23 protein-coding genes and 1 pseudogene are annotated in these 22,177 nt (G+C 41.3%); 23 read left to right on the forward strand and 1 reads right to left on the reverse strand.

The annotated features are described in order from the left end of the window. The first annotated feature begins 6 nt into the window (after nt 1-6). The 9 genes and pseudogenes from cheY to uvrY all read left to right on the forward strand — a co-directional run bounded on the left by cheY (nt 7) and on the right by uvrY (nt 7,837). The gene (gene cheY / locus DS2_RS12225) at nt 7-390 is read left to right on the forward strand and encodes a chemotaxis response regulator CheY (protein ID WP_026016871.1); all 384 of its coding nucleotides are present in this window, start codon (nt 7-9) and stop codon (nt 388-390) included. 19 nt (nt 391-409) lie between these two features. Next, nucleotides 410-1,141 (forward strand): protein phosphatase CheZ, encoded by a 732-nt coding sequence (locus DS2_RS12230; RefSeq protein ID WP_035015103.1) that lies wholly within the window; start codon nt 410-412, stop codon nt 1,139-1,141. 16 nt (nt 1,142-1,157) lie between these two features. Then, nucleotides 1,158-3,386, forward strand: a complete 2,229-nt coding sequence (locus DS2_RS12235; RefSeq protein ID WP_035015104.1) for a chemotaxis protein CheA — start codon at nt 1,158-1,160, stop codon at nt 3,384-3,386. 38 nt (nt 3,387-3,424) lie between these two features. Next, nucleotides 3,425-4,573 carry a protein-glutamate methylesterase/protein-glutamine glutaminase gene (locus tag DS2_RS12240; protein ID WP_035015105.1) on the forward strand — a complete coding sequence of 383 codons (1,149 nt, stop codon included), beginning with the start codon at nt 3,425-3,427 and terminating at the stop codon, nt 4,571-4,573. A 13-nt stretch (nt 4,574-4,586) separates the two neighbouring features. Next, on the forward strand, nt 4,587-5,360 hold the full coding sequence (locus tag DS2_RS12245; RefSeq protein ID WP_035015106.1) for a ParA family protein: 774 nt from the start codon (nt 4,587-4,589) through the stop codon (nt 5,358-5,360). Further along, nucleotides 5,353-6,132: a chemotaxis protein CheW gene (locus DS2_RS12250; RefSeq protein WP_235188598.1), complete on the forward strand. Its 780-nt coding sequence runs from the start codon at nt 5,353-5,355 to the stop codon at nt 6,130-6,132. Before DS2_RS12245 ends, DS2_RS12250 begins: the two co-directional genes overlap by 8 nt. Before the next feature lie 20 nt (nt 6,133-6,152). Then, nucleotides 6,153-6,644 carry a chemotaxis protein CheW gene (locus DS2_RS12255; RefSeq protein ID WP_035015107.1) on the forward strand — a complete coding sequence of 164 codons (492 nt, stop codon included), beginning with the start codon at nt 6,153-6,155 and terminating at the stop codon, nt 6,642-6,644. A gap of 3 nt (nt 6,645-6,647) precedes the next feature. Then, nucleotides 6,648-7,058, forward strand: coding sequence for a DUF2802 domain-containing protein (locus tag DS2_RS12260; RefSeq protein ID WP_051479839.1), 411 nt, complete (start codon nt 6,648-6,650; stop codon nt 7,056-7,058). Nucleotides 7,059-7,193: 135 nt separating this feature from the next. After that, nucleotides 7,194-7,837: pseudogene (uvrY, locus tag DS2_RS12265) on the forward strand (UvrY/SirA/GacA family response regulator transcription factor). Nucleotides 7,838-7,923: 86 nt separating this feature from the next. Here the strand turns inward: uvrY and DS2_RS12270 are convergent. Then, the gene (locus tag DS2_RS12270; protein WP_200870145.1) at nt 7,924-9,585 is read right to left on the reverse strand and encodes a SulP family inorganic anion transporter; all 1,662 of its coding nucleotides are present in this window, start codon (nt 9,583-9,585) and stop codon (nt 7,924-7,926) included. A 399-nt stretch (nt 9,586-9,984) separates the two neighbouring features. Here DS2_RS12270 and DS2_RS12275 point away from each other — a divergent pair, with 399 nt between their 5' ends. The 14 genes from DS2_RS12275 to DS2_RS12340 all read left to right on the forward strand — a co-directional run bounded on the left by DS2_RS12275 (nt 9,985) and on the right by DS2_RS12340 (nt 22,177). Further along, entirely contained in the window at nt 9,985-10,809 is an 825-nt protein-coding gene (locus tag DS2_RS12275; protein WP_035015109.1) for a flagellin, read from the forward strand. 74 nt (nt 10,810-10,883) lie between these two features. Next, the gene (locus DS2_RS19945; RefSeq protein ID WP_051479840.1) at nt 10,884-11,321 is read left to right on the forward strand and encodes a flagellar protein FlaG; all 438 of its coding nucleotides are present in this window, start codon (nt 10,884-10,886) and stop codon (nt 11,319-11,321) included. Between the two features lie 19 nt (nt 11,322-11,340). Further along, the gene (gene fliD, locus DS2_RS12285; RefSeq protein ID WP_035015110.1) at nt 11,341-12,813 is read left to right on the forward strand and encodes a flagellar filament capping protein FliD; all 1,473 of its coding nucleotides are present in this window, start codon (nt 11,341-11,343) and stop codon (nt 12,811-12,813) included. A gap of 15 nt (nt 12,814-12,828) precedes the next feature. Then, nucleotides 12,829-13,260 (forward strand): flagellar export chaperone FliS, encoded by a 432-nt coding sequence (gene fliS, locus DS2_RS12290; protein ID WP_035015111.1) that lies wholly within the window; start codon nt 12,829-12,831, stop codon nt 13,258-13,260. A 3-nt stretch (nt 13,261-13,263) separates the two neighbouring features. Further along, entirely contained in the window at nt 13,264-13,635 is a 372-nt protein-coding gene (locus DS2_RS12295; protein ID WP_035015112.1) for a hypothetical protein, read from the forward strand. Nucleotides 13,636-13,651: 16 nt separating this feature from the next. Next, nucleotides 13,652-14,647, forward strand: coding sequence for a UDP-N-acetylglucosamine 4,6-dehydratase (inverting) (gene pseB, locus DS2_RS12300; RefSeq protein WP_035015113.1), 996 nt, complete (start codon nt 13,652-13,654; stop codon nt 14,645-14,647). Then, on the forward strand, nt 14,644-15,819 hold the full coding sequence (gene pseC, locus DS2_RS12305; protein ID WP_035015114.1) for a UDP-4-amino-4,6-dideoxy-N-acetyl-beta-L-altrosamine transaminase: 1,176 nt from the start codon (nt 14,644-14,646) through the stop codon (nt 15,817-15,819). The genes pseB and pseC overlap by 4 nt, the downstream gene beginning before the upstream one ends. Further along, nucleotides 15,801-16,508 (forward strand): pseudaminic acid cytidylyltransferase, encoded by a 708-nt coding sequence (gene pseF / locus DS2_RS12310; RefSeq protein WP_035015115.1) that lies wholly within the window; start codon nt 15,801-15,803, stop codon nt 16,506-16,508. The genes pseC and pseF overlap by 19 nt, the downstream gene beginning before the upstream one ends. Before the next feature lie 10 nt (nt 16,509-16,518). Next, on the forward strand, nt 16,519-17,556 hold the full coding sequence (locus DS2_RS12315) for a hypothetical protein (RefSeq protein WP_035015116.1): 1,038 nt from the start codon (nt 16,519-16,521) through the stop codon (nt 17,554-17,556). Between the two features lie 18 nt (nt 17,557-17,574). Next, the gene (gene pseI, locus DS2_RS12320; protein WP_035015117.1) at nt 17,575-18,651 is read left to right on the forward strand and encodes a pseudaminic acid synthase; all 1,077 of its coding nucleotides are present in this window, start codon (nt 17,575-17,577) and stop codon (nt 18,649-18,651) included. Beyond that, complete coding sequence (pseG, locus tag DS2_RS12325) at nt 18,648-19,703, forward strand: UDP-2,4-diacetamido-2,4,6-trideoxy-beta-L-altropyranose hydrolase (RefSeq protein ID WP_035015118.1); 1,056 nt, start codon at nt 18,648-18,650, stop codon at nt 19,701-19,703. The genes pseI and pseG overlap by 4 nt, the downstream gene beginning before the upstream one ends. Nucleotides 19,704-20,413: 710 nt before the next feature. Next, nucleotides 20,414-20,974, forward strand: a complete 561-nt coding sequence (locus tag DS2_RS12330) for a GNAT family N-acetyltransferase (protein WP_051479841.1) — start codon at nt 20,414-20,416, stop codon at nt 20,972-20,974. A gap of 8 nt (nt 20,975-20,982) precedes the next feature. Beyond that, nucleotides 20,983-21,216: an acyl carrier protein gene (locus DS2_RS12335; protein ID WP_035015119.1), complete on the forward strand. Its 234-nt coding sequence runs from the start codon at nt 20,983-20,985 to the stop codon at nt 21,214-21,216. Between the two features lie 205 nt (nt 21,217-21,421). Then, the gene (locus tag DS2_RS12340; RefSeq protein WP_035015120.1) at nt 21,422-22,177 is read left to right on the forward strand and encodes an SDR family NAD(P)-dependent oxidoreductase; all 756 of its coding nucleotides are present in this window, start codon (nt 21,422-21,424) and stop codon (nt 22,175-22,177) included.

Consider the following 22,177-nt stretch of genomic DNA (forward strand, 5'->3'; position numbering starts at 1 on the left):
GAAGCTTTGGACAAGAATATGAAAGTGCTAGTTGTAGATGACTTCTCAACTATGCGACGCATTATTAAGAACTTACTGCGAGACCTAGGTTTTACAAATGTGTCAGAAGCAGATGACGGCGCAACCGCTTTGCCAATGTTGCAAAATGGTGATTTTGAGTTTGTCGTAACAGACTGGAATATGCCGGGCATGCAAGGTATAGATTTACTTAGAGCTATCAGAGCAGACGCAAAACTTAAGCACATCCCAGTACTTATGGTAACAGCAGAAGCTAAGAAAGAGCAGATAATTGCAGCGGCGCAAGCTGGTGTGAATGGTTACATTGTTAAACCATTTACTGCTGCTACGCTGAAAGAGAAGCTCGATAAGATATTTGAACGTTTAGGTTAAGTTTTCTTGGAGAAATCTATTGTTGCCAAATGCTCCTAAAATCAGTCTGGAAGACGCTAAACGGTTAGTTACCTGTTTAGAACAAGGTGATAACGATACCGCCAATCAAATTATCGACTCCGCTACGCAAGCTGCGTCTGCAGAGCTTTTTGAAGAAGTAGGCAAGCTGACGCGACAGTTACACAATTCAATTGGTGAATTTCAGCTAGATGAGAGGATCACCAACTTAGCGACTGAAGACATTCCTGACGCTAAGAATCGTCTAAGTTATGTGATGGAAATGACTGAAAAAGCAGCCAATAAAACAATGGATGCTGTAGAAGATTGTTTACCCATCGCAGAAGGGTTAGACGACAACATTAAATATATTATTCCTACTTGGGATAAATTAATGAATCGTCAAATTGAGCTAAGTGAATTTAAAACCTTATGCCACGATTTAGATAGTTTATTAAAGAAATCCCAAGGTGATGCCGAAAGCTTAAAAATGCGATTAAATGATGTATTAATGGCACAAGACTTTCAAGATTTAACAGGCCAGGTCATTCGCCGAGTAATTGAATTAGTAAAAGAAGTAGAAGACAACTTGATTCATTTACTGACTGTGTTTGGTGAACCACAATCCACTGAAAAAGCAGAAGAAAAAGTTAATGAGGGGCCAGAGGGGCCAATAATTGACGCTGAAGAACGTGTGGATGCGGTTGCTAATCAAGATGAAGTGGATGATCTTTTGTCGAGTTTAGGTTTTTAATTAGGGGACAGGTTCCATGAGCTTTGATGTAGATGAAGATATATTGCAGGATTTTTTGGTCGAAGCGGCTGAAATTCTGGAACAGTTATCTGAACAGCTAGTGGAGCTTGAAAATAATCCAGAAGATTCAGATCTACTAAATGCTATTTTCCGTGGTTTCCACACGGTAAAAGGCGGTGCAGGGTTTCTTGCGATGACAGCGCTTGTTGATGCGTGTCATGGTGCAGAGAATGTGTTTGACATATTGCGTAAAGGTCAGCGAGAGGTAACACCTGAACTGATGGACGTGATATTACAAGCGTTAGACACGATCAACGTGATGTTCGCACAAATTCAGAATCGCGAAGAACCTGAACCTGCAACACCAGAATTACTTGAAACATTACATAAGCTCAGTGAACCAGCATCGGCTGATGAACCACCTATCGCAGCACCGAGCCCTACGCAAGCAGCACCAGAACCTGCGGGCGACGATATTGAATTTTTCGATAATGCGCTAGAAGACCCACAACCGTCGGCTCCAGCTCAAGCATCCTCTGATGGCTCTGCGCCGTTAGATGAAATCACTGACGACGAATTTGAGAAGTTGTTAGATCAGCTTCATGGAACTAACAAAGGTCCAACTAGCAATGATGCACCCGCGCCAGCTCCGGCTCCAGCCTCGGTTGCTTCCTCAGGTGATGAAATATCCGACGATGAATTTGAAGCTTTGTTAGATGAGCTGCATGGTAAAGGTCAATTTAGCACCAAAGAATCGAGTTCTCCTGCTCCAGCACCGTCACCAGCGCCTGCGGCGGTTACTAGTTCAGGTGATGAAATATCAGATGACGAATTTGAAGCTTTATTAGATCAACTGCACGGCAAAGGCAAAGGTCCAAATGCTGAAGGTTCAGCGCCAGCACCGGCACCAAATCCAGCACCAACACCAGCTGCACCTGCACCAAGTCCAACTGCGGCTCCGGCGCCAGCTCCAAAAGCGACTCCAGCACCCGCGCCATCTCCAGCCCCAGCAGCAAAAGCGCCAGTTGCTGCTTCTGCGGTAGAAAAGAAAAAAGCACCGGCACCAGCGCCAGCGGCAGAAACAACTGTTCGAGTCGATACCAAGCGTTTAGACCAAATTATGAATATGGTTGGCGAGTTGGTTTTAGTGAGAAATCGCTTGGTCAGCTTGGGCATTAACGTCAACGACGAAGATATGTCTAAAGCGATAGCAAATTTGGATGTGGTGACTGGAGATCTGCAAGGTGCCGTTATGAAGACGCGAATGCAGCCGATCAAAAAGGTTTTTGGTCGATTCCCTCGCGTTGTTAGAGATTTAGCCCGTTCACTGAATAAAGAGATCACGCTACAGTTAGAGGGTGAAGATACAGACTTAGACAAAAATTTAGTTGAGGCGCTAGCTGACCCGTTGGTGCATTTGGTGCGTAATTCGGTTGACCATGGTATTGAAATGCCAGATGTGCGTGCTGCTAACGGTAAAGCTCGCTGTGGTACGGTTAGGTTATCAGCTTCACAAGAAGGTGATCATATCTTGCTGACCATAGCGGATGATGGTGCAGGTATGGATCCAGAAAAACTCAAAGAAAAAGCCATCAATAATGGTATTTTAGATGCAGATGCCGCAACTAGAATGTCAGATTCAGAAGCTTACAATTTAATTTTTGCGCCAGGGTTTTCTACTAAAGAACAAATTTCTGACATCTCGGGCCGAGGTGTTGGAATGGATGTGGTAAAAACCAAAATCACTCAACTCAACGGCTCAGTGGTTATTAAATCTGAAAAAGGAGTAGGTACGCAGTTAGATATTAAAGTACCACTCACATTAGCAATTTTGCCAACTTTGATGGTGATTGTTTCTGGACAAACTTTTGCTTTACCTTTAGCTGGGGTAAGTGAAATCATTAATTTAGACTTGAAGAAAACCAACACAGTGGACGGTCAACTAACCATGATAGTTCGCAAAAAGGCGATTCCACTGTTTTATTTACAAGACTGGCTTACTCGAAACAATAACAAGCGTGGCGATCGCAGTTATGGCCATGTGGTGGTGGTTCAAGTAGGTACGGGCAAACAAGTTGGGTTTGTTGTAGATTCTTTAATTGGCCAAGAAGAAGTGGTTATCAAACCGCTAGATGCACTGTTGCAAGGGACGCCAGGTATGGCTGGTGCAACAATAACCAGTGATGGTGGTATTGCTTTAATACTTGATGTGCCAGGAATGCTTAAAAAATATGCTAAACGCTAATTGAGTTTAGCCTACTATAAATAATTAGGGCGGAATTCATGCCGATTCGTGTTTTAGTTGTAGACGACTCAAGTTTCTTTAGAAGACGGGTGTCGGAGATAATAGATCAAGATCCTGACTTGACTGTTGTCGATACAGCATTAAACGGTAAAGACGCTTTAGATAAAACCATAAAGCTTAAACCAGATGTGATAACCATGGATGTGGAAATGCCCATCATGGATGGTATCTCATCTGTGCGTGAGATAATGAAAAAATATCCCACGCCTATTTTAATGTTCTCTTCATTAACCCATGATGGCGCGCAAGCAACACTTGATGCGCTAGATGCTGGTGCGCTAGATTTTTTGCCAAAAAAATTTGAAGACATCGCTCGTAATAAAGAAGAAGCGGTCAGTCTTTTGCAAACTCGCATTAAACAAATTTCTAAACGACGCATTAGCATGCGTATGGCTGCACTAAAATCTGCTGGAGCTAGTCGATTTGCGACTAGGAGCCAACGCGCGGCTAAAGTTGAAGCAACAGAACAAGCGATTACAGCAACCAGCAATAAAGATAAACTTGAACAAATTCAGTCGAGGCGCAAAAACTCGAACCGAGGGAGTGCGAGTTATAAGCTTATGGCTATTGGTACCTCAACGGGGGGGCCTGTAGCGCTACAAACGATTTTGACCAAGCTTCCCAAAAATTTTCCGGTACCCATATTGTTGATTCAGCATATGCCTGCAGCCTTCACCTCTGCTTTTGCCGCTCGATTAGATAGTATGTGCCAAATTTCAGTAAAAGAAGCGTCAAATGGTGATATGTTAAGAGCTGGCTGCGCATATCTTGCACCGGGTGGCAAACAAATGATAGTTGAGGGTGTTGGGACAGGTGCAAAAATACTTATAAAAGAAGATAACTCAGATAGACTTACCTATAAACCGAGTGTTGATATTACTTTTGCTTCTGTTGGCAAAGCGTTCAGAGGGCATGTGCTAGGGGTTATTTTGACCGGCATGGGCGCTGATGGAAGAGACGGTGCTAAGTTTCTTAAACAGCAAGGCGCTACCATTTGGGCTCAAGATGAAGATTCGTGTGTAGTGTATGGGATGCCTCAAGCTGTCGCCAATGCAGGAATTTCGTCTGAATCTATTGCATTAAATCAAATGGCTGACAGAATAATAGGTGAATTTAATTTGCAATGATTAAGGGTCACTTTTGATAGTATGGACAGTTGCCAATCAAAAAGGAGGTGTTGGCAAAACAACAACAACAGTTACGCTAGGTGGGATCCTCGCAGAGCGCGGTAAACGGGTGTTATTAATTGACACAGATCCACATGCGTCACTCACATACTATTTTGGAATTGATTCCGAAGAATTAGATAATAGTGTTTTTGACTTATTTGTAAAACGCAACTCGATGAACAAGGAACAGTTGCTGCAGATGTTGTGCCCGACTTCCATTGATAACATGGATATATTACCCGCAACCATGGCGTTGGCAACTTTAGATCGCCGAATGGGTAATCAAGGTGGTATGGGCTTAGTGCTCAAGAAAGCCATTAATATGCTTGAAGACGAATATGATTATGCTTTAATCGACTGTCCACCAGTGTTAGGCGTATTAATGGTTAATGCACTGGCTGCATGTGAAAGAATACTAGTACCAGTACAAACTGAGTTCTTAGCATTAAAAGGCTTAGAAAGAATGATGAGAACTTTGTTTTTAATGGCAAAATCACAAAAAAAGCATTATAAGTACACTATAGTCCCAACAATGTTTGATAAAAGGACTCGTGCTTCTTTAGAAGCATATAAAGAATTGAAGAAAGTATATGGTGATGACGTTTGGTCAAGTGTAATACCAGTAGACACTAAATTTAGAGATGCAAGTTTAGAGCAATTAGTGCCCTCTATGTATGCACCTAAGTCGAGAGGGGTATTCGCGTATAATTCGTTATTGACTTTTGTATCGGAGTTAGATGATTAGCGCTATGAGTAAAGGTGCATTTGCAAATGAAGAGGTGATGGAGGAATATCTCAATGCCTTGTTGAATGAAGACAGCGATGTTGCCGTTGCGCCTGCACAAAAACGTCAAATCCAACCTATACTAAAAGACGAACCTCGGCCTTTTGCACCAGAGGCAGAGCGAGTTAAACCGGTTGAAGAATTGCTTAAGCAGGTTGAAATTCCGGCTGAGCCTGTGATTGAAGAGCCAAAGGTGCAAGCACCAACTGAGGTAGTTAAAGCGCCCCAAGAATTAGAGCAGATACCACCCCAGCCGCCAGCAACACCTGAAAAGGCAATACCCGTTGATGACTTTCAGGCGCTTTATTTTGAGGTTGCGGGTTTGGTGTTGGCGGTGCCGCTTACTGAGCTTGGTGGAATCCACAATATTGCGGAAGTGTCTCCATTGTTTGGTAAGCCTAGTTGGTTTAAAGGTTTAATGATTCACCGTGAACAAAAGCTCAATGTTGTTGATAGTGCGCTTTGGGTGATGCCCGAAAAATATGATGAAAACTTGGCACAATCGTTAGACTACAAATATTTAATTATGTTGGGGGATAGTAACTGGGGTTTAGCCTGTGAAGGGTTGGTGAACACAGTTACTATGTCACCAGATGATATAAAGTGGCGTGCATCAGACAGTAAACGACCTTGGTTAGCCGGGTTAGTCAAAGAGAAGATGTGTGCTTTGTTGGATGTTAATCAGTTAATTCAATTATTAGAACAAGGCCTTAATAGCCTTGATAAAAAGTGACATAAGTCGGAGCTTAGAATATGAATAGTGCAAGCAGAAGTACTGTGGCAGATGCGGCCGATAATGAAATATTGCAGTGGGTTACCTTCAAACTAGATGATGAAACCTATGGTATTAATGTTATGCAGGTTCAGGAAGTATTGCGCTATTCTGAAATTGCGCCTGTACCAGGGGCTCCGGATTATGTGCTCGGCATTATTAATTTGCGGGGCAATGTAGTCACAGTTATTGATACTCGTTCTAGGTTTGGTTTGAACCCATCAGAGGTAACAGACAACTCACGTATTGTCATTATTGAAGCAGAAAAACAAGTTATTGGCATTTTGGTCGATAGTGTCGCTGAAGTGGTATATCTTAAATCTTCTGAAATTGACAGTGCACCGAATGTTGGTACTGAAGAAAGTGCTAGGTTTATTCAAGGGGTATCTAACCGTGGTGCAGAATTACTGATTCTTGTCGATCTAAATAAACTGTTAAGTGATGAAGAGTGGGACGAGCTTAGTACTTTCTAATATATGGAAATAAACTTGATTTGGGGCGGTATTGCTGTGTTGATGCTAGCCCTGTTGCTTGCATTCTTTTTAATCAAGCAGCTAAAACAACAATTGCTGCAAAATGAGCGAGCCGCATCGCAAAAAATAGATCAATTACAACGAGACATTAAAGTATTGAACCTAGAGTTGAATGAAATCCGTCAATCAACTGTTGGAGTTGGCAAAACCGTTAAGACTCTCGGTCAGTATTTCTCGCAGCTTGAGCAAAAGTTTAATGAGGTTGAATTGTTTGAACCTGAATCTAAACTATATAGTCGAGCCGCTAAGCTTGCAGAAAAAGGCGCTTCAGTTGAAGAGATTATGACTGAGTGTGAAATTCCCCGCGCGGAAGCCGAGCTCGTTCTGTCATTGCGGAACAAAATGGCAAGATAACTGCTTTAACTGTTATCTAATTCTTTACTTTTGTTGACGTTTCTATAACAATCACCCTATGCCTAAAAGCATATTAGGCAGGTAGTTTCTAGCTAGGAAAGCTAACCTGAACACAATAATAAATTGGAGTCTGAGTTGATAAACATACTATTGGTTGACGACCATGAATTAGTACGTACAGGGATTAATCGGATTTTAAGTGAAGTTCGTGGTATTAAAGTTGTTGGTGAGGCGCAGACTGGAGAAGAAGCGGTACAGTTTTGTCGTAAAAACAATCCGGATATTGTATTGATGGACATGAATATGCCGGGGATCGGTGGGATGGAAGCGACCAAAAAAATTGTCCGCTACTGCCCAGATACTAAAGTGATATTTCTAACGATTCACACAGAAAATCCTATTCCGTCAAAAGTTATGCAGATAGGTGCAGCAGGTTATTTAACTAAAAGTGCCGCACCAGATGAAATGATCAAAGCAATTCGGCTAGTACATTCAGGTCAGCGCTATATTGCGCCGGAATAGCCCAACAAATGGCATTGTCGCAATTTGGTGGGCAAGATGAGAATCCTTTTGATGTATTGTCTGAACGAGAACTACAAATTATGATGATGATAACACGTGGTGAAAAAGTTCAGGACATATCCGAGCAACTTAATCTGAGTTCAAAAACAGTTAATAGTTACCGCTATCGAATGTTTGAAAAGTTGAAAATTAGTGGTGATGTTGAGTTAACTCATTTAGCTATCAAGTACCGGATGTTGGATACAAACGACCTATAAATTAATTCTGCCCGTTTAGACAATATTAAAAAGGCGCTTTAATAGCGCCTTTTTAGGTATTTGTTGTAAACGAGCGTTCACTTTAGCTAAGCTGAAAATGTTTCATCTTCAGTCGTCTTTAGATATTCATTTGCTCTAATTAACGCTTCTTGGCGTGAGCGCACAAACATATCTTCTGGCAAGCTACCAGCACTCATAGTACAAAGTTTGTTTTTATTAGCCTCTGACTGGTAGACAACACAAACTTCTTTCTTCGATTCGAGCGCTTCAACAATCATGTTTTCGATCGATAATGAAATCGTATCATCAATCAATGAAACGTCGCTTAAATCGATAATGACCGCTTTATGGGCAGCAATAGACGCACGTTCACGTGACAAAGCTTTAGACACACCAAAAATCATTGGGCCACTGAGGTAAAAATACAAAATATTACCTTTACCCTGGTTTAATAACTCACGTTCAGCTGGTGCTAATGGCAATTCATCATCCATATCAGATATTGCTTTAATCTGCCTAGACTGAGTTTGACTTAACTTTTCAATGATTATGATGTTGGCAACAAATAAACCAATACCAACGGCTACCATTAAGTCAACAAGCACAGTCAAGGTTAATACCGAATACATGATCAGGGTAGATTGCCACGAAACTCGATGTGCTCGCTTAATAAAGCTCCAGTCGAGGATATCCACACCTACTTTAACAGCAATGGCAGCAAGCAAGGCAAGTGGAATAACGCTAATTAAAGATGCCGCACCAAATATCGCAATACCTAAAACGACAACACGTGTAACGCCAGACCACGCGGTTCGGGCTCCAGCTTGAATATTGACAACTGTACCCATAGTTGCACCAGCTCCAGGTAGGCCTCCGAACAAACCAGACATTAAGTTACCAACGCCTTGTCCCATTAATTCTTTATTCGACTTATGTTCAGTTCGAGTTAGATTATCCGCTATGACTGAGGTTAACATTGAATCAATACAGCCCAACATACCCAGTACTGAAGCCTCTAAAACCATGGTTTGCCATTGGTCTGCGGTAAAAGTGGGAACGACTATTTCGGGTAAGCCTACCGAAAACTCCCCAATCCGGCGAATGTCTGAACCATCAATTAAGTAGAGTGACGCAATGGTTATTAACACCAATGCAATCAATTGAGCTGGAACAATGCGGGTGATTTTATTTGGGGTTAAAAATAGCAGCGCAAGTGTTGCACCAAACAAAGCAAATTCAGCCAAACTTATATTTGAGATGATGTCAGGCAAACTTGTTAATGTGCCGATAACGCCTCCGCTTGGTGAGGCCTGGCCTAACGCTGGGGCCAGCTGCATTATAATTAATATACAACCTATACCCGACATAAAACCTGAAACCACGCTATAGGGCATAAGCGTTATATATTTACCCAGCTTTAGCGCGCCGAATAGAATTTGAAATACACCCGCCATCATCACAACCGTGAATGCCATGGCAGCTCCGTTTTCCGGATCTGAAGCGATAAAAGAAGCAATGACGGCTGTCATTAAAACTGTCATCGGCCCAGTAGGTTCTGATATTAACGTAGGCGTACCACCAAAAACGGCAGCAAATAAGCCGACCAGCAATGCGCCATACAAACCCGCTTCAGGGCCTAAACCAGACGCAACGCCAAATGTCAGTGCTAGAGGCAACGACACAATTGCCGCTGTGATACCACCTAAAACGTCACCACGTAAATTTTGTCTTGTGAATAGATTGAACATAATCAAGCAGACCTCCACTGCGAGCGTCATTCTATATAAATTCAGCAAAATGTAAATTCGCTAATAAAGGACAGTTGACTAACTTGGGTTAATTTAACTGGAAATACTAGTGGCAAAAGAGCTTGCACAGCAAAACATTAACGAATTGAATGGTGAATTTTCTAGTTATATATCTGATTTATATAGGAAACATAAAAAATCCAAAAAAATATCAAAAAAATCCTAAAGGATCTTCAGAAAAGGCCGATAACTTTAAATGAGGGGAATTATAAATTTTGAAATGAGGTTGAGGGCCGACTTTCAAAGCTTTTTGAGGTGACTCGCAAGAGTTAAATTTTTGGCGGACTCGCTTTATACAGGTTTGAGGGAACCTAAAGCAGTTCTCAGGAGGTAACTACTATGGGTATGTTTGTAAATACTAACGTTTCATCATTGAATGCTCAGCGTCAATTGATGGATTCATCAACACGTTTAAACACTTCATTTGAGCGTTTGTCTTCTGGCTTCCGTATTAACCGTGCAGCGGATGATGCTGCTGGTATGCAAATTTCAGCTCGTATGACTAGCCAAATTGAAGGTTTAAACCAAGCGGTACGAAATGCGAATGATGGTATTTCTACAGTGCAAACTGCTGAAGGTGCAATGCAAGAGATTACTTCGTCTTTGCAGCGTATTCGCCAGTTGGCGGTACAATCGCAAAACGGTATCAACAGCTCAGCTGACCGTGCTGCACTACAAAAAGAAGTTTCTGCACTTAAAACTGAAATCAGCCGTATCGGTGCAAATACTCAGTTCGCCGGTGTAGATTTATTAACTGGTTCATACTCAGCTGCTTTCTTAGTGGGTGCAAATGGTGGCCAAACTATTTCAGTTAACTTGTCACGCTCTGGAGGTTATGGTGCTTCAGGTTTAAGCATTGGCAGCTTAACTGTTGCTACAACAGATGGTGCATCTGCTGCGTTGACATCAATTGATGCTGCAATCTCAACAATTGGTGGTGCTCGTGCAGACCTTGGTGCATTGCAAAATCGTTTCCAGTCAACTATTCGTAATTTAAGTAATGTTGTGGAAAATGTTTCTTCTGCACGTTCTCAAATTCGTGATACTGACTTCGCGACAGAAACTGCAGAATTAACTCGTAACCAAATTGTGCAACAGGCGAGTTTGTCGGTATTAAGTCAGGCTAACCAACGTCCGCAAAGTGCATTATCTTTATTAGGTTAATGTAAGTTTTTGGTAAAGCTAATAAAGAGTTTATTTGTTAGCTTTATCAACAAACTGAATTGACGGAGGTGATTATGGATATGCAATTAGAAAAAAGTGGCAGCCTATTTGCTTATGCTAGTAACGAGCTAGAGCCTAGTCGTTATTCAGTGGAAAATCGCCAAAATTCCGACGATTCGGTTGCATCAACTGCTAACGATCCTAAAATAAAAGTATCAGAATCCGCTAAAGTTACCGAAGCTGAAGCCGATACTGCTATTGAGGGTAATGAAAACATTTTAGAACAAGCTGTTGCTGAAGTATCAGAATTTATCAATGCGCAAAATCGCCAGTTAAATTTTGATTATGATGATTCAAGTAATCGCTCAGTGATTAAAGTAACAGATTCGGAATCTGGAGAAGTTATTCGACAGATACCGTCAGAAGAAATGTTAAAGTTAGCACAGCGCATAGGCGAACTGCGAGATGATGCAGGCGAAGCTATAGGAGTGCTGATTAACCGCGAAGTCTAATCTTTTATGTGAGGTATGTATGTCAGTTTCATCAATTGGTGTTGGTTCAGGCCTAGATTTAAGTGGTCTTGTTCAGCAGCTATTAGAAGCTGAACGCAAACCCAAACAAGACAGATTTGATTCTCGTGAAGAAGACTTGGAAGCTGTTATATCAGGAATTGGTGCGTTAAAGTCAAAAATGGATGAATTCAAATCATCTGTTGATGATTTAAGAAGTAGTTATGAATTGCAAGGACGTAAAGCTATGACTACACATCCAGATGCTTCAAGCGACAGTGAAGCATCTGGTCCTTTCACAGCAGAGGCGTCAAATAGCGCAACTGCTGGTACCTACGACATTACCATAGAACAATTGGCGGCAGGTAGTCGTATTCAAACGGCTGATAGTCAATTTGCGAGTTCTTCGAGCTCTGTTTCTGCAAGCGCTGGCACATTGACCTTTAAAATTGATTCTACTGGCGATAGTTTTACCGTAAATGTCACTTCTGGGATGACATTGGCAGAGCTGCGCTCGGCGGTTAACAACGCAAGTGGTAATGATTTTGGCATAAATGCCAGTATTATTGATACAGGGACCGCTGCTGGTGCGAAGTTAGTATTTTCTTCTGAAACGACCGGCGCAGGCAACGATTTAAAAATTGTTAACGACAATGATATTGCCGACCTTGAGCATATTGCGACGGTTGATTCCACTGAAACCACCACATACGGCAATGTAACCACAATAAATGCAACTAATGCTCAAGCGACGATAGACGATATAGCTGTTGAAAGCGAAAACAATACGTTTGAAAATGTAATTGAGAACGTAAGCTTTGAAGCATTGGAATTAAGTAGCACAGATAGCTTAGGTAACTTTCAAGCGTCAACTCTAGAAGTTGGTTATGACAAAGATGGACTAAAAAATAAAATTACCGATTTTGTCGATAATTACAACTCGCTAATCTCAGAAATCAAAACTTTGACACGCTACGGTACCTCTGAGCTAGAAGAGGATGGAGCGTTAGCTGGTGACTACATGGCACGTAGTATTCAGTCTGGTTTAGATTCAATTATCACATCAAGTGTCAGCTCATCGTCGTTAGGGACACTATTTCAAATAGGCGTGTCGTTTGATGATGATGGCAAGCTACAAATATCCGAGACTGATGAGTTTGGTTTAGGTAGTGGGCAAGAGATGTTAGATGATGCACTTGACGACTATTACGACGAAATTGCTTCTTTATTTGCTGACGACGATGAAGGTATTGCCAACAAACTTTACGACTTTGTCTATGAATATACAACTTTTGGTGGTTTGTTACGTACGCGCGAGCAATCTTTTAAAGATCAGAAAGAGCTTTTAAATGATGACAGGGCTCGCTTTGAAGTCCAGATGGCTGATTACGAACAATTGCTAAGAAATAAATACATTAATTTAGATTTAACCGTGGCTAAGTTACAGCGTACGGGTAGTGCATTAAATGCGTCGCTGTCGACGGCATTTTTCTAAGAATAGGTGACTATTATGTTTAAACGCGGTATTAATGCATACCAAAAAGGTAATATTAAACAGCAGGTCGCGCAAGCAGACCCACATCAAATCACCTTGATGTTAATGCAAGGGGCGTTAGATAAAATGGCGTATGCAAAGGGCTGTATGGAACGCAAAGATTTTGAAGGTAAATCAGTCCATCTATCAAAAGCGTCTGCCATTATTGTTAACTTGCGCGATACGTTAGATTTTTCAGTTGAAAGTGAGGTGACAGATAATCTGTTTGCATTGTACGATTTTATGGTTAATCGTTTAACAGATGCGCATGTGCAAAATAGCCAAAGCATAATTGATGAGGTGATCTCTTTAATGTTGCCGATTAAAACGGCTTGGGCGTCTATCCCTGAAGAAGCAAAACAGCAAGCATATGAAATGCAGCGGCAAAAACAACAAAGTGCTGTTTAATTTATGAGTGCTGAACTAGATAGTCATGTCAGTCGTCATACCCATTCGGTTTCTGGCAAACTTACAGAAGCCGAACTCAACCACTCTTATACACCACCCGAATTATCTGATCTTAACCAACTGATTTCTCAGTTATTGTTGGCTGATGATGTAAACGATTCTGAATTACTCGCGCTAATTGATCAAAGAGATGAGTGCGTACAAAATACACTCGAACAGTTGGCTTCTACACCAGAAAAACAAAAACAATTTGCTTTAGCTGAATCTGAGGTCAATAATAAGCTAATTCATGTTTGTAATCAGCTAGTTAAACAAGCGAAAACTGACTTAACCAAATTGGTAAAAGGGCGAAAGGCAATTCGACAATACCGATAATTCGGAGATTCTTGTAGTGTTTAATGGTAAATCAATTTTAGTCACTGGCGGCACCGGTTCATTTGGCCACTGTTTCATTAAGTATGTTTTGACTCACTACTCGCCTAAAAAGCTAATTGTTTTTTCCAGAGATGAACTTAAACAGTTCGAGATGCAAGAATCTTTTGATAGCTCGGCGATGCGCTATTTTATAGGTAATGTAAGAGATAAAGACCGTTTAATCACCGCAATGCGTGATGTGGATTATGTGGTCCATGCTGCGGCTTTAAAACAAGTGCCAGCAGCAGAATACAATCCGATGGAATGTATTAAAACCAATATTATGGGCGCGCAAAATGTCATTGAGGCTGCGATTGAAGCTGGGGTTAATCGAGTGATTGCATTATCCACCGACAAAGCGGCCAATCCTGTTAATTTATACGGTGCAACTAAACTGGCATCAGATAAACTATTTGTTGCGGCAAATAATATTTCAGGTGCTGATGGAACACGTTTTGCTGTGGTGCGTTATGGCAATGTGGTTGGTTCTAGAGGTTCGGTTGTACCCTTTTTTAAAAAACGTGTACAACAAGGAAAGTTACCCCTACCTGTTACCCACACTGAAATGACTCGTTTTTGGTTGCGCCTAGAGCAAGGGGTGGAATTTGTTGTAAAAAGTTTCGAGCGCATGCGTGGTGGCGAAATTTTTGTGCCGAAAATACCCTCGGTTAATATTCTTGATTTAGTCGAAGCGATCTCGGGTAGTCGAGAGCACGAGCTTATCGGTATTCGCCCAGGCGAAAAATTGCATGAAATTATGGTGCCGGAAGAAGTGGCCCATCAAACACTAGAATTCCATGATCACTATGTAATTACTCCAGCGATTAAGTTTTTTGAGCGCAATGTAGATTACTCTGAAAACAAACTGGGTGAAAAAGGCCAAGCTGTGAGTGATAAATTTGAGTATCACTCAGGCACCAACCCACACTTTCTATCTATTGAAGAGCTTGTAGAGTTAAACAAAGACTTATGATCCCATACGGCAAACATCACATCGACCAATCAGATATAGATGCAGTTGTTGATGTTCTGCGAAATCAATTTCTCACGCAAGGGCAACAAGTACCGGCATTTGAACAAGCCTTGTGCGCATACACAAATGCGCATTATGCACTAGCAGTCAATAGTGCCACTTCAGCTTTGCACCTAGCTTGTTTAGCATTAGGGGTAACAAAAGGTGATGTGGTGTGGACGACCCCAATTACTTTTGTTGCGACCGCCAACTGTATTCGTTTTTGCCACGCAGATGTCGATTTTGTTGATATTAATCCAAGCAGTCGCAATATTTGTCCGCTGGCGTTAAAACAAAAACTCCAGCAAGCAGCACAACAAAACAAATTACCCAAGGCTTTAATTGTTGTTCATTTCGCTGGGTTTAGCTGCGATATGCAGGCTATTGCTGACTTGTGCAAGCAATTTAATGTCAAGATTATTGAAGATGCTTGCCATGCGCTAGGTGGTGTATATTCAGCTGATAGTTCTAAAATTGGCCATTGCCAGTATGCTGACTTTGTCATTTTTAGTTTTCATCCGGTTAAATCAATTACCACAGCAGAAGGTGGTGCGCTATTAACCAATGATAAACACTTGCTTAAACAAGCTACTTTATTCGCTAAACATGGCGTTACCCGCGATGCGGAATTGATGCAAGGTGAAATTGAAGGACCATGGAGCTATCAACAATTAACGCTTGGGTATAATTACCGCATGAGTGATATGCAAGCCGCATTGGGTATTAGTCAGTTAAACCGACTTGATTCATTTATTCAACAAAGGCGTTTGTTAGCGAAACGATATTTTGACGCGTTTGCAGAGTTAGAAATACAAGCGCGGATTAAATTGCCAAACAAAGAGCAGTTAGACTTTAGCGCTTGGCACTTATTTGCAATTGAGCTCAATGGGCAAAACAGGCTAGAAGTTTATAACGCGTTGCTTACACGCAAAATTCAAGCAAATGTGCATTATTCTGCGGTACATTTACAACCTTACTATCAACAACTTGGTTTTAAACTGGGTGACTTTCCCAACGCGGAAACATATGCAAAAAACACCTTAACCTTACCTTTGTATCAGACTATGACAATTGCTGAGCAAGATTACGTAATAGAGCAACTCATGGATGTATTATGTCAAAATCCGCAATAGCTATTATTCCAGCGCGTGGTGGTAGTAAACGCATCCCCAAAAAAAACATCAAACTATTTGAAGGTAAACCGTTAATTTCCTACAGCATAGCCGCAGCGAAACAGACAGGGTTGTTTGATAAAATAATTGTTTCAACCGACAGTGAAGAAATCGCTGAAGTCGCTCAAGATTATGGCGCTGATATTCCATTTATTCGCCCCAAAGAGCTGGCGGATGATTTCACAGGTACAACGCCTGTGGTCAATCATGCAATTAACTATATGCGTGGGCAAGGACACAACTACCAATACACTTGTTGTATCTATGCAACCGCCCCTTTATTAACAGCCGAATACTTATTGGCTGGTTTTAACGCGTTGCAAACACAACCAGAAAAGTGTTTTGCATTTTCTGTTTGCACCTTCCCGTTTCCGGTACAAAGAGCTTTACAAGCACATAGTGAAGATGTCACAGGTGTTGAGCCTATGTATAAAGATTTTATTGGCAAACGCTCACAAGATTTAGTTGAAGCATTTCACGATGCAGGGCAGTTTTATTGGGGGCGTAGCCAAGACTTTGTCGATAGAAAAGGCATGTTTGCCAAACATAGCATCCCAATTTTTATGCCGAGATCACGTGTACAAGATATTGATACTTTAGAAGATTGGCAAACAGCCGAATTAATGTATAGAGCAATTAATTTTAAATAGCAGGTAAATTATGACATCAGCACAACCAATCAAAATTTTAATCATGCGATTACTCAATGTTGCAGATGTAGCCGCAATTGCTGTACCTGCCATTCGTTATTATCAAGCGCAATACCCAAATGCAGAAATTACCTTTTTGAGTTTTGGCCAAGGTAAAGAGATTGTCGAATTGGCAGAGCCGACGGTAAAACATATTAATCTGGCTCGGCAAGACTGGCCTGATGCTTTTATTCCAGCGATGGAATCATTTTTAGGCTTAGCAGAAAAGATTGTTGGCGAAGCGTACGATCAAATTATCAATTTAGACACCAGCTTTATGCCATGCTTTTTAGCGCGCTTTTTAAAAGATGCTGGTGAGCGTGTAATGGGCAACTACATGAGTCTGTCAGTACAAGAGTTGATTGACCAATTTCAGGCGCAGCAATTAAAACCCGAATATGTAAATGACCCAATGGCGTTTATGTTAAGTACATTTCCAAAAATGGACAGTTTATATGGGGCATGGTGGCAAACAGCGGACCTACCACAGGAAGGTTTCCCACAACATTTTCTGCAAACTTGCTGCGGTTTTACCACGCTTAAATTTGATATGAAAATTGCGATTGAACCAGATGCTGAATTGTTAGCGCAAGCCGCAGGTAAATATAAAGTTGCATTAGCTACTAATGCTGTACCTAATTACCCACATTTGAATGAGCTGAAACAACAGTTACAAGACAAAGGTGTATTTGTTTGGTCAGAACCTTTTACCGATATGCCGATGCAACAAAAACTCGCCAAACTAGCTGCTTGTGATTTAGTCATCACCCCGCCGAGTGAATTTCTATGGCTAGCAAAAGCAGCTGGTACACAAACTTTGTTGATCTCAGGTGCAACTGAGCCACAAATATTGATGCCTGATTTTGCAACGGATCCAACAGGCGAGTGCCCAGCGTGTTTACAACAAATCGCAGCCAATGATGCAGCAGATAATCAATTACTCTGTAACTGTGTCAAACCTAAGACAGTGATTGAATGTGTTGATGAAATAGTTGCAGCAAAAGTATAAAACGGACGCAAGTTAACAATGGCAGAATCAATTTCAATAGCAGGTCGAAAAGTTGGCGAAGGACATAAACCTTTTGTCATTGCTGAGTTATCTGGCAATCACAACCAAGAGTTAGCATTGGCAAAACAAATGGTTGCGGCTGCAGCTGAATCAGGTGTTGATGCAATTAAACTGCAAACATATACCGCAGATTCAATGACGCTGGCGATCGACTCAGATAATTTTCGCATTCAAGAAAAAGACTCGTTATGGTATGGCGCACATTTGCATGAGCTGTATCAGCAAGCTTGCACACCTTATGAATGGCATGGAGAATTATTCGAGTATGCAAACAGCTTAGGTTTAATTGCATTTAGCTCTCCGTTTGATGAAGACGCTGTCGATTTTTTAGAAAGCTTAAATGTACCTTGTTATAAAATCGCTTCATTTGAACTAACCGATTTACCGCTGATCAAAAAAGCGGCTTTAACTGGCAAACCCATCATAATGTCGACGGGCATGGCGAGCATTGAAGAAATAGAGCAAGCATTAGCAACAGCTTACGCGACAGGCAATAAACAGGTTATTTTGCTTAAATGTACCAGCACTTACCCAGCTAGCCCAGAAAATACTCATTTATCTACAATCACTGATATGCAACAAAGATTTAGTTGTAACATCGGTTTGTCTGATCATACACGCGGTATAGGCGTTGCAGTCGCTTCCGTTGCTTTAGGTGCTTGTGTGATTGAAAAACACTTTGTGCTGGATAGAAATGCCGGTGGCGTTGATGCTGCATTTTCATTAGAGCCACGAGAATTTGCTGAGTTAGTCGAAAATAGCCAGCAAGCGTTTTCAGCTATGGGGCAGGTGACCTATGGCGGCAGTGCGGCAGAAGAAAAATCAAAATACTATCGTCGTTCAATTTTTGTTACTCAAGATGTCAAAGCGGGTGAGGTAATTGATAAAAACAATGTCAAAATAGTTCGCCCAGCAATAGGTTTAGCACCTAAGTATTTACCACTAGTACTAGGGCAAACTTTCAGCCAAGATTTAACCGCAGGCTCTGCGCTATTTTCTGAACATATCGTTGATTTTAAAGCTGAAAACGAGTGATTGTTTTTGTTGTCGATATTAACCCTAAAATAGGTGCCGGCCACTTTATGCGCTGTTTGGCTCTGGCGCAGGCTGCGAAAAAGCAACGTATTGATTGTGTGTTTATTTGTGCTGAAAACAATATTCAGTTCGCCGAGAAAATGCTGCAAGCAGAGTTTTTATTAGCAGCTTACCCTTTACCCAAAACAGAGCGACAAGCTGGAGACAACTTACATAAAGTGCTTGCTAAATATTTAGCTAAATCAGCACACAATTTCGTTTTTTTAGATGGTTATCATTATGCTGCTGACTTTAAACAGCGGTTACAACAAAGCTGCAAACAGCTAGCGGCCACTTTAGTGCAAATAGACGACAACGCTGACTGCCCGCCGTATTTAGCTGACTACATAGTTAACCCGTCGGTAAATTCACAAACTGTGCCTGATTATTCAAACTGGTTGGCTATGGATAAAATAATTGCAGGTGATGAATTTAGATTGTTACGCCAAGAATTTGCTGAGCAGTCTTTGGTTGCCGCCAATAAGCGACAAGGTGTTGTAATTACCATGGGTGGCACAGACCCACTCGAATTAACTTGGCTAGTGGTAAAAGCATGTGAAAAATCACTTGAAAAGCCGCAACCAATCACAGTGGTGATAGGGCAAAATTATCCGCATGCTGAACAATTAAAAACACAAATTAACCAGTTACCTGAGCACATCAATTACGTGTATGCACCAGAGAATATGGCGGCTTTGTTTGCCTCTGCTAAATTTGTGATATCTGCCGCAGGCTCTGCACAATTTGAATTATTTTCGATGCAGACACCGGCTATTTTGTTAGTTGTTGCAGATAATCAAGTTCGCAATACAGAAGTTGCTAAGAAGCAAGGTTGGGTTGAGTTGTTAGATTGTCGGGATGGATTGCCTGACGATGAGTTGGTTTGGTTAATTAACAATATGTGCAATGGTGATTGGTTGGTTAAATATCAGCGTATTTTGGATCTTCAGCAGGGGTTGTCTAAACCAATTGCTAAAGGGGCTGAGAATGTATTGGTTCGGTTGTGTAGTTGAGCAACACTAGAAGTCGATAAAAGCTTAGTCGAATGCTGATTTTCTAAAACCTTGAAAAACAGGGATTGTTTTTCCAGAGCGGCCATGGACTGGCGAAAAGCGTTTTTAGAAAATTATGCTTCGATTCAGCTTGTTTGCACTTACTTACCGTGCAACAAGAAGATACATAGGGTATTAGGTTCAAAACCGCTGCAAGGCCATCCATGGCCCGCTCTCAAACGGTATCCCTACCGATTGGACGTTTTGAACCCAACACACCTATCCACCTTCTTTAAATTGGCAGCACAGTTTGTTGAAGTTTTTAAATGTGCAAATCGAAGGTATATAAGTTTTTACAAACTTCTTTTCTAACAGCGCTAAAGAAGTTAGATAAAAGCGTACTTGAGAGCTAATTTTCTAAAACCTCTTTATCAGGGATGATAAAGCAGAGCGCCCAGGGATTGGGTTTACAGCGTTTTTAGAAAATTATGCTTCAAGTGGGCTTGATTGCACTGAAGTGTGTACCGAGTAACTGTGCAACAAGAAGTTGAATAGGGTATTAGGTTCAAAACCGCTGCAAGGCCATCCTTGGCCCGCTCTCAAACGGTATCCCTACCGATTGGAAGTTTTGAACCTAACACACCTATCCACCTTCTTTAAATTGGCTGCAGAGTTGTATTGAAGTGTTTAATTGCGCAATAAGAAAGTAAACAGATATTAAATTCAAAACTATGAGAAAAGTATTAACAGGCTATGCAATAGAATTGATTCCTGTCACTAGAGAAAATTTTCAATTACTACGCGAATGGCGTAATCAAGATGATATTCGGGCGCAAATGGGTGATACCGCGCTGATCTCAGCAGAGCAGCATCAGGCTTGGTTTGATAAAATAGAACACAGTCAGCAGCAATTGCATTACATCATCCAATATAAACAACAGCTTATTGGCTCAATAAACGTACGCAGCTCTGACGGGTTAAACCTAACTGAGTGTAAATTAGCCGAAGTTGGTTTATATATCGCCACACCAGAATACCGCAACAACATGTTAGCGTTTGCGCCGTCGTTATTACTCAATGATTATCTGTTTGAACAATTGCAAATTATTGAATTGAAAAGTAAAGTGCGTAGCAGCAATTCGGCAGCGTTAAAATATAATCAAGCTTTGGGATACCAACTCACACCAATAGCTGATGACAATGAATTTATAGAAATTAGTTTGACTGCCGATAACTATAAAAAAGCGACTCAAATGGTTAAGCGCTTATTAAGTCGCAACCGTTCAAATTAGGTTTTGTTATGACAGAAATTAACACAGATAAACTCGCCGAAGCTTTTGTCAGCGCATTAGCAATAGATGCTGCAGAGGTAACTGACGAATTAGCATACAGCCAGCACCCAAAGTGGGATTCAACCGCACATATGGTGCTGGTGGCTGAGATAGAAGCGGCTTTTGATATTATGCTGGATACCGACGATATTATTGATATGAGTTCTTTTGCCAAGGCAAAAGAAATTGTGGCTAAGTACTAAGATTGCTCGCCAATCGAATATTGCACAACGGTTAATAGTGGTGGTGGGGATTTAATTGGGAGCAAAACCTCTTTTTCAGGGATGAAAAAGCGGAGCGTACAAGGATGTATTTACAGCGTTTTTGCGATAATTAAAACCCCTCCTCCACGTAAACACCCAAGCAGATAAACATACTCTGCTAAAATCACTAAACCCAAGAGCCAGCATGCAAACTTTAAATAGCAATAAAACAATTTTAATAACAGGCGCATCGGGCGGTATAGGTTTTGCGAGTGCCAAGCTATTGGCGTTAGCTGGTTATAATCTTATTTTGCACGGCCGCAATGCTGATAAATTGGCCGAGGTAAAAGCACAGCTGCTAACAACAAATTCAGCTATCCGTATCGAATGTTTAACAGCAGATTTAGCCGAGCTAGGTGTTATCGCCAGTTTATTTAAACAAGTGCAGCAATTTAAACTGCCACTTTATGGTTTAGTGCACTGTGCTGGTAGTTTGTACGAAGCACCGTTGATGATGTTAAAACCAGCGGAAATTCACCAGCAATTACAACTGCATGTCGCCAGTGCAATTGAGCTTGCCCAATATGCCAGCCGATTTATGCTTAGGCAAAAACAAGGTTCGATTGTTTTTGTCTCGTCAGTAGTCGCAAACCAAGGTGCGGCAGGGCAGAGCGTTTATGCCGCAGCAAAATCAGCATTATCTGGTTTAACTAAAAGTTTGGCGAAAGAGTTAGGTGCTCAAGGTATTCGGGTAAATTGTGTGTCACCAGGTTTTATACAAACCGAGTTGGTTGCGCACTATAACGAGCAGCAGCAACAGGCGTTGCAACAACAAACCATGCTCAAACGCTTAGGTCAAGCTGATGATGTAGCTGAGTTAATTGAATTTTTATTATCCGACAAAGCAGGCTACATTACCGCGCAAGAAATTGCAGTAGATGGCGGTTTAACCTTACCTTAG

Source organism: Catenovulum agarivorans DS-2 (genome assembly GCF_000568405.1).
GTDB classification, from domain to species: domain Bacteria; phylum Pseudomonadota; class Gammaproteobacteria; order Enterobacterales; family Alteromonadaceae; genus Catenovulum; species Catenovulum agarivorans_A.

What these genes read in the sequence shown, in the direction of transcription:
- DS2_RS12295 (WP_035015112.1), top strand. Translation starts at nt 13,264, where the DNA reads ATGAGTGCTGAACTAGATAGTCATGTCAGTCGTCATACCCATTCGGTT.
- DS2_RS12255 (WP_035015107.1), top strand. Translation starts at nt 6,153, where the DNA reads ATGAATAGTGCAAGCAGAAGTACTGTGGCAGATGCGGCCGATAATGAA.
- DS2_RS12235 (WP_035015104.1), top strand. Translation starts at nt 1,158, where the DNA reads ATGAGCTTTGATGTAGATGAAGATATATTGCAGGATTTTTTGGTCGAA.
- DS2_RS19945 (WP_051479840.1), top strand. Translation starts at nt 10,884, where the DNA reads ATGGATATGCAATTAGAAAAAAGTGGCAGCCTATTTGCTTATGCTAGT.
- pseC (WP_035015114.1), top strand. Translation starts at nt 14,644, where the DNA reads ATGATCCCATACGGCAAACATCACATCGACCAATCAGATATAGATGCA.
- fliS (WP_035015111.1), top strand. Translation starts at nt 12,829, where the DNA reads ATGTTTAAACGCGGTATTAATGCATACCAAAAAGGTAATATTAAACAG.
- DS2_RS12270 (WP_200870145.1), bottom strand. Translation starts at nt 9,585, where the DNA reads ATGTTCAATCTATTCACAAGACAAAATTTACGTGGTGACGTTTTAGGT.
- pseI (WP_035015117.1), top strand. Translation starts at nt 17,575, where the DNA reads ATGGCAGAATCAATTTCAATAGCAGGTCGAAAAGTTGGCGAAGGACAT.
- fliD (WP_035015110.1), top strand. Translation starts at nt 11,341, where the DNA reads ATGTCAGTTTCATCAATTGGTGTTGGTTCAGGCCTAGATTTAAGTGGT.
- DS2_RS12260 (WP_051479839.1), top strand. Translation starts at nt 6,648, where the DNA reads ATGGAAATAAACTTGATTTGGGGCGGTATTGCTGTGTTGATGCTAGCC.
- DS2_RS12240 (WP_035015105.1), top strand. Translation starts at nt 3,425, where the DNA reads ATGCCGATTCGTGTTTTAGTTGTAGACGACTCAAGTTTCTTTAGAAGA.
- DS2_RS12335 (WP_035015119.1), top strand. Translation starts at nt 20,983, where the DNA reads ATGACAGAAATTAACACAGATAAACTCGCCGAAGCTTTTGTCAGCGCA.
- DS2_RS12315 (WP_035015116.1), top strand. Translation starts at nt 16,519, where the DNA reads ATGACATCAGCACAACCAATCAAAATTTTAATCATGCGATTACTCAAT.
- DS2_RS12275 (WP_035015109.1), top strand. Translation starts at nt 9,985, where the DNA reads ATGGGTATGTTTGTAAATACTAACGTTTCATCATTGAATGCTCAGCGT.
- DS2_RS12340 (WP_035015120.1), top strand. Translation starts at nt 21,422, where the DNA reads ATGCAAACTTTAAATAGCAATAAAACAATTTTAATAACAGGCGCATCG.
- DS2_RS12330 (WP_051479841.1), top strand. Translation starts at nt 20,414, where the DNA reads ATGAGAAAAGTATTAACAGGCTATGCAATAGAATTGATTCCTGTCACT.
- DS2_RS12250 (WP_235188598.1), top strand. Translation starts at nt 5,353, where the DNA reads ATGATTAGCGCTATGAGTAAAGGTGCATTTGCAAATGAAGAGGTGATG.
- pseF (WP_035015115.1), top strand. Translation starts at nt 15,801, where the DNA reads ATGTCAAAATCCGCAATAGCTATTATTCCAGCGCGTGGTGGTAGTAAA.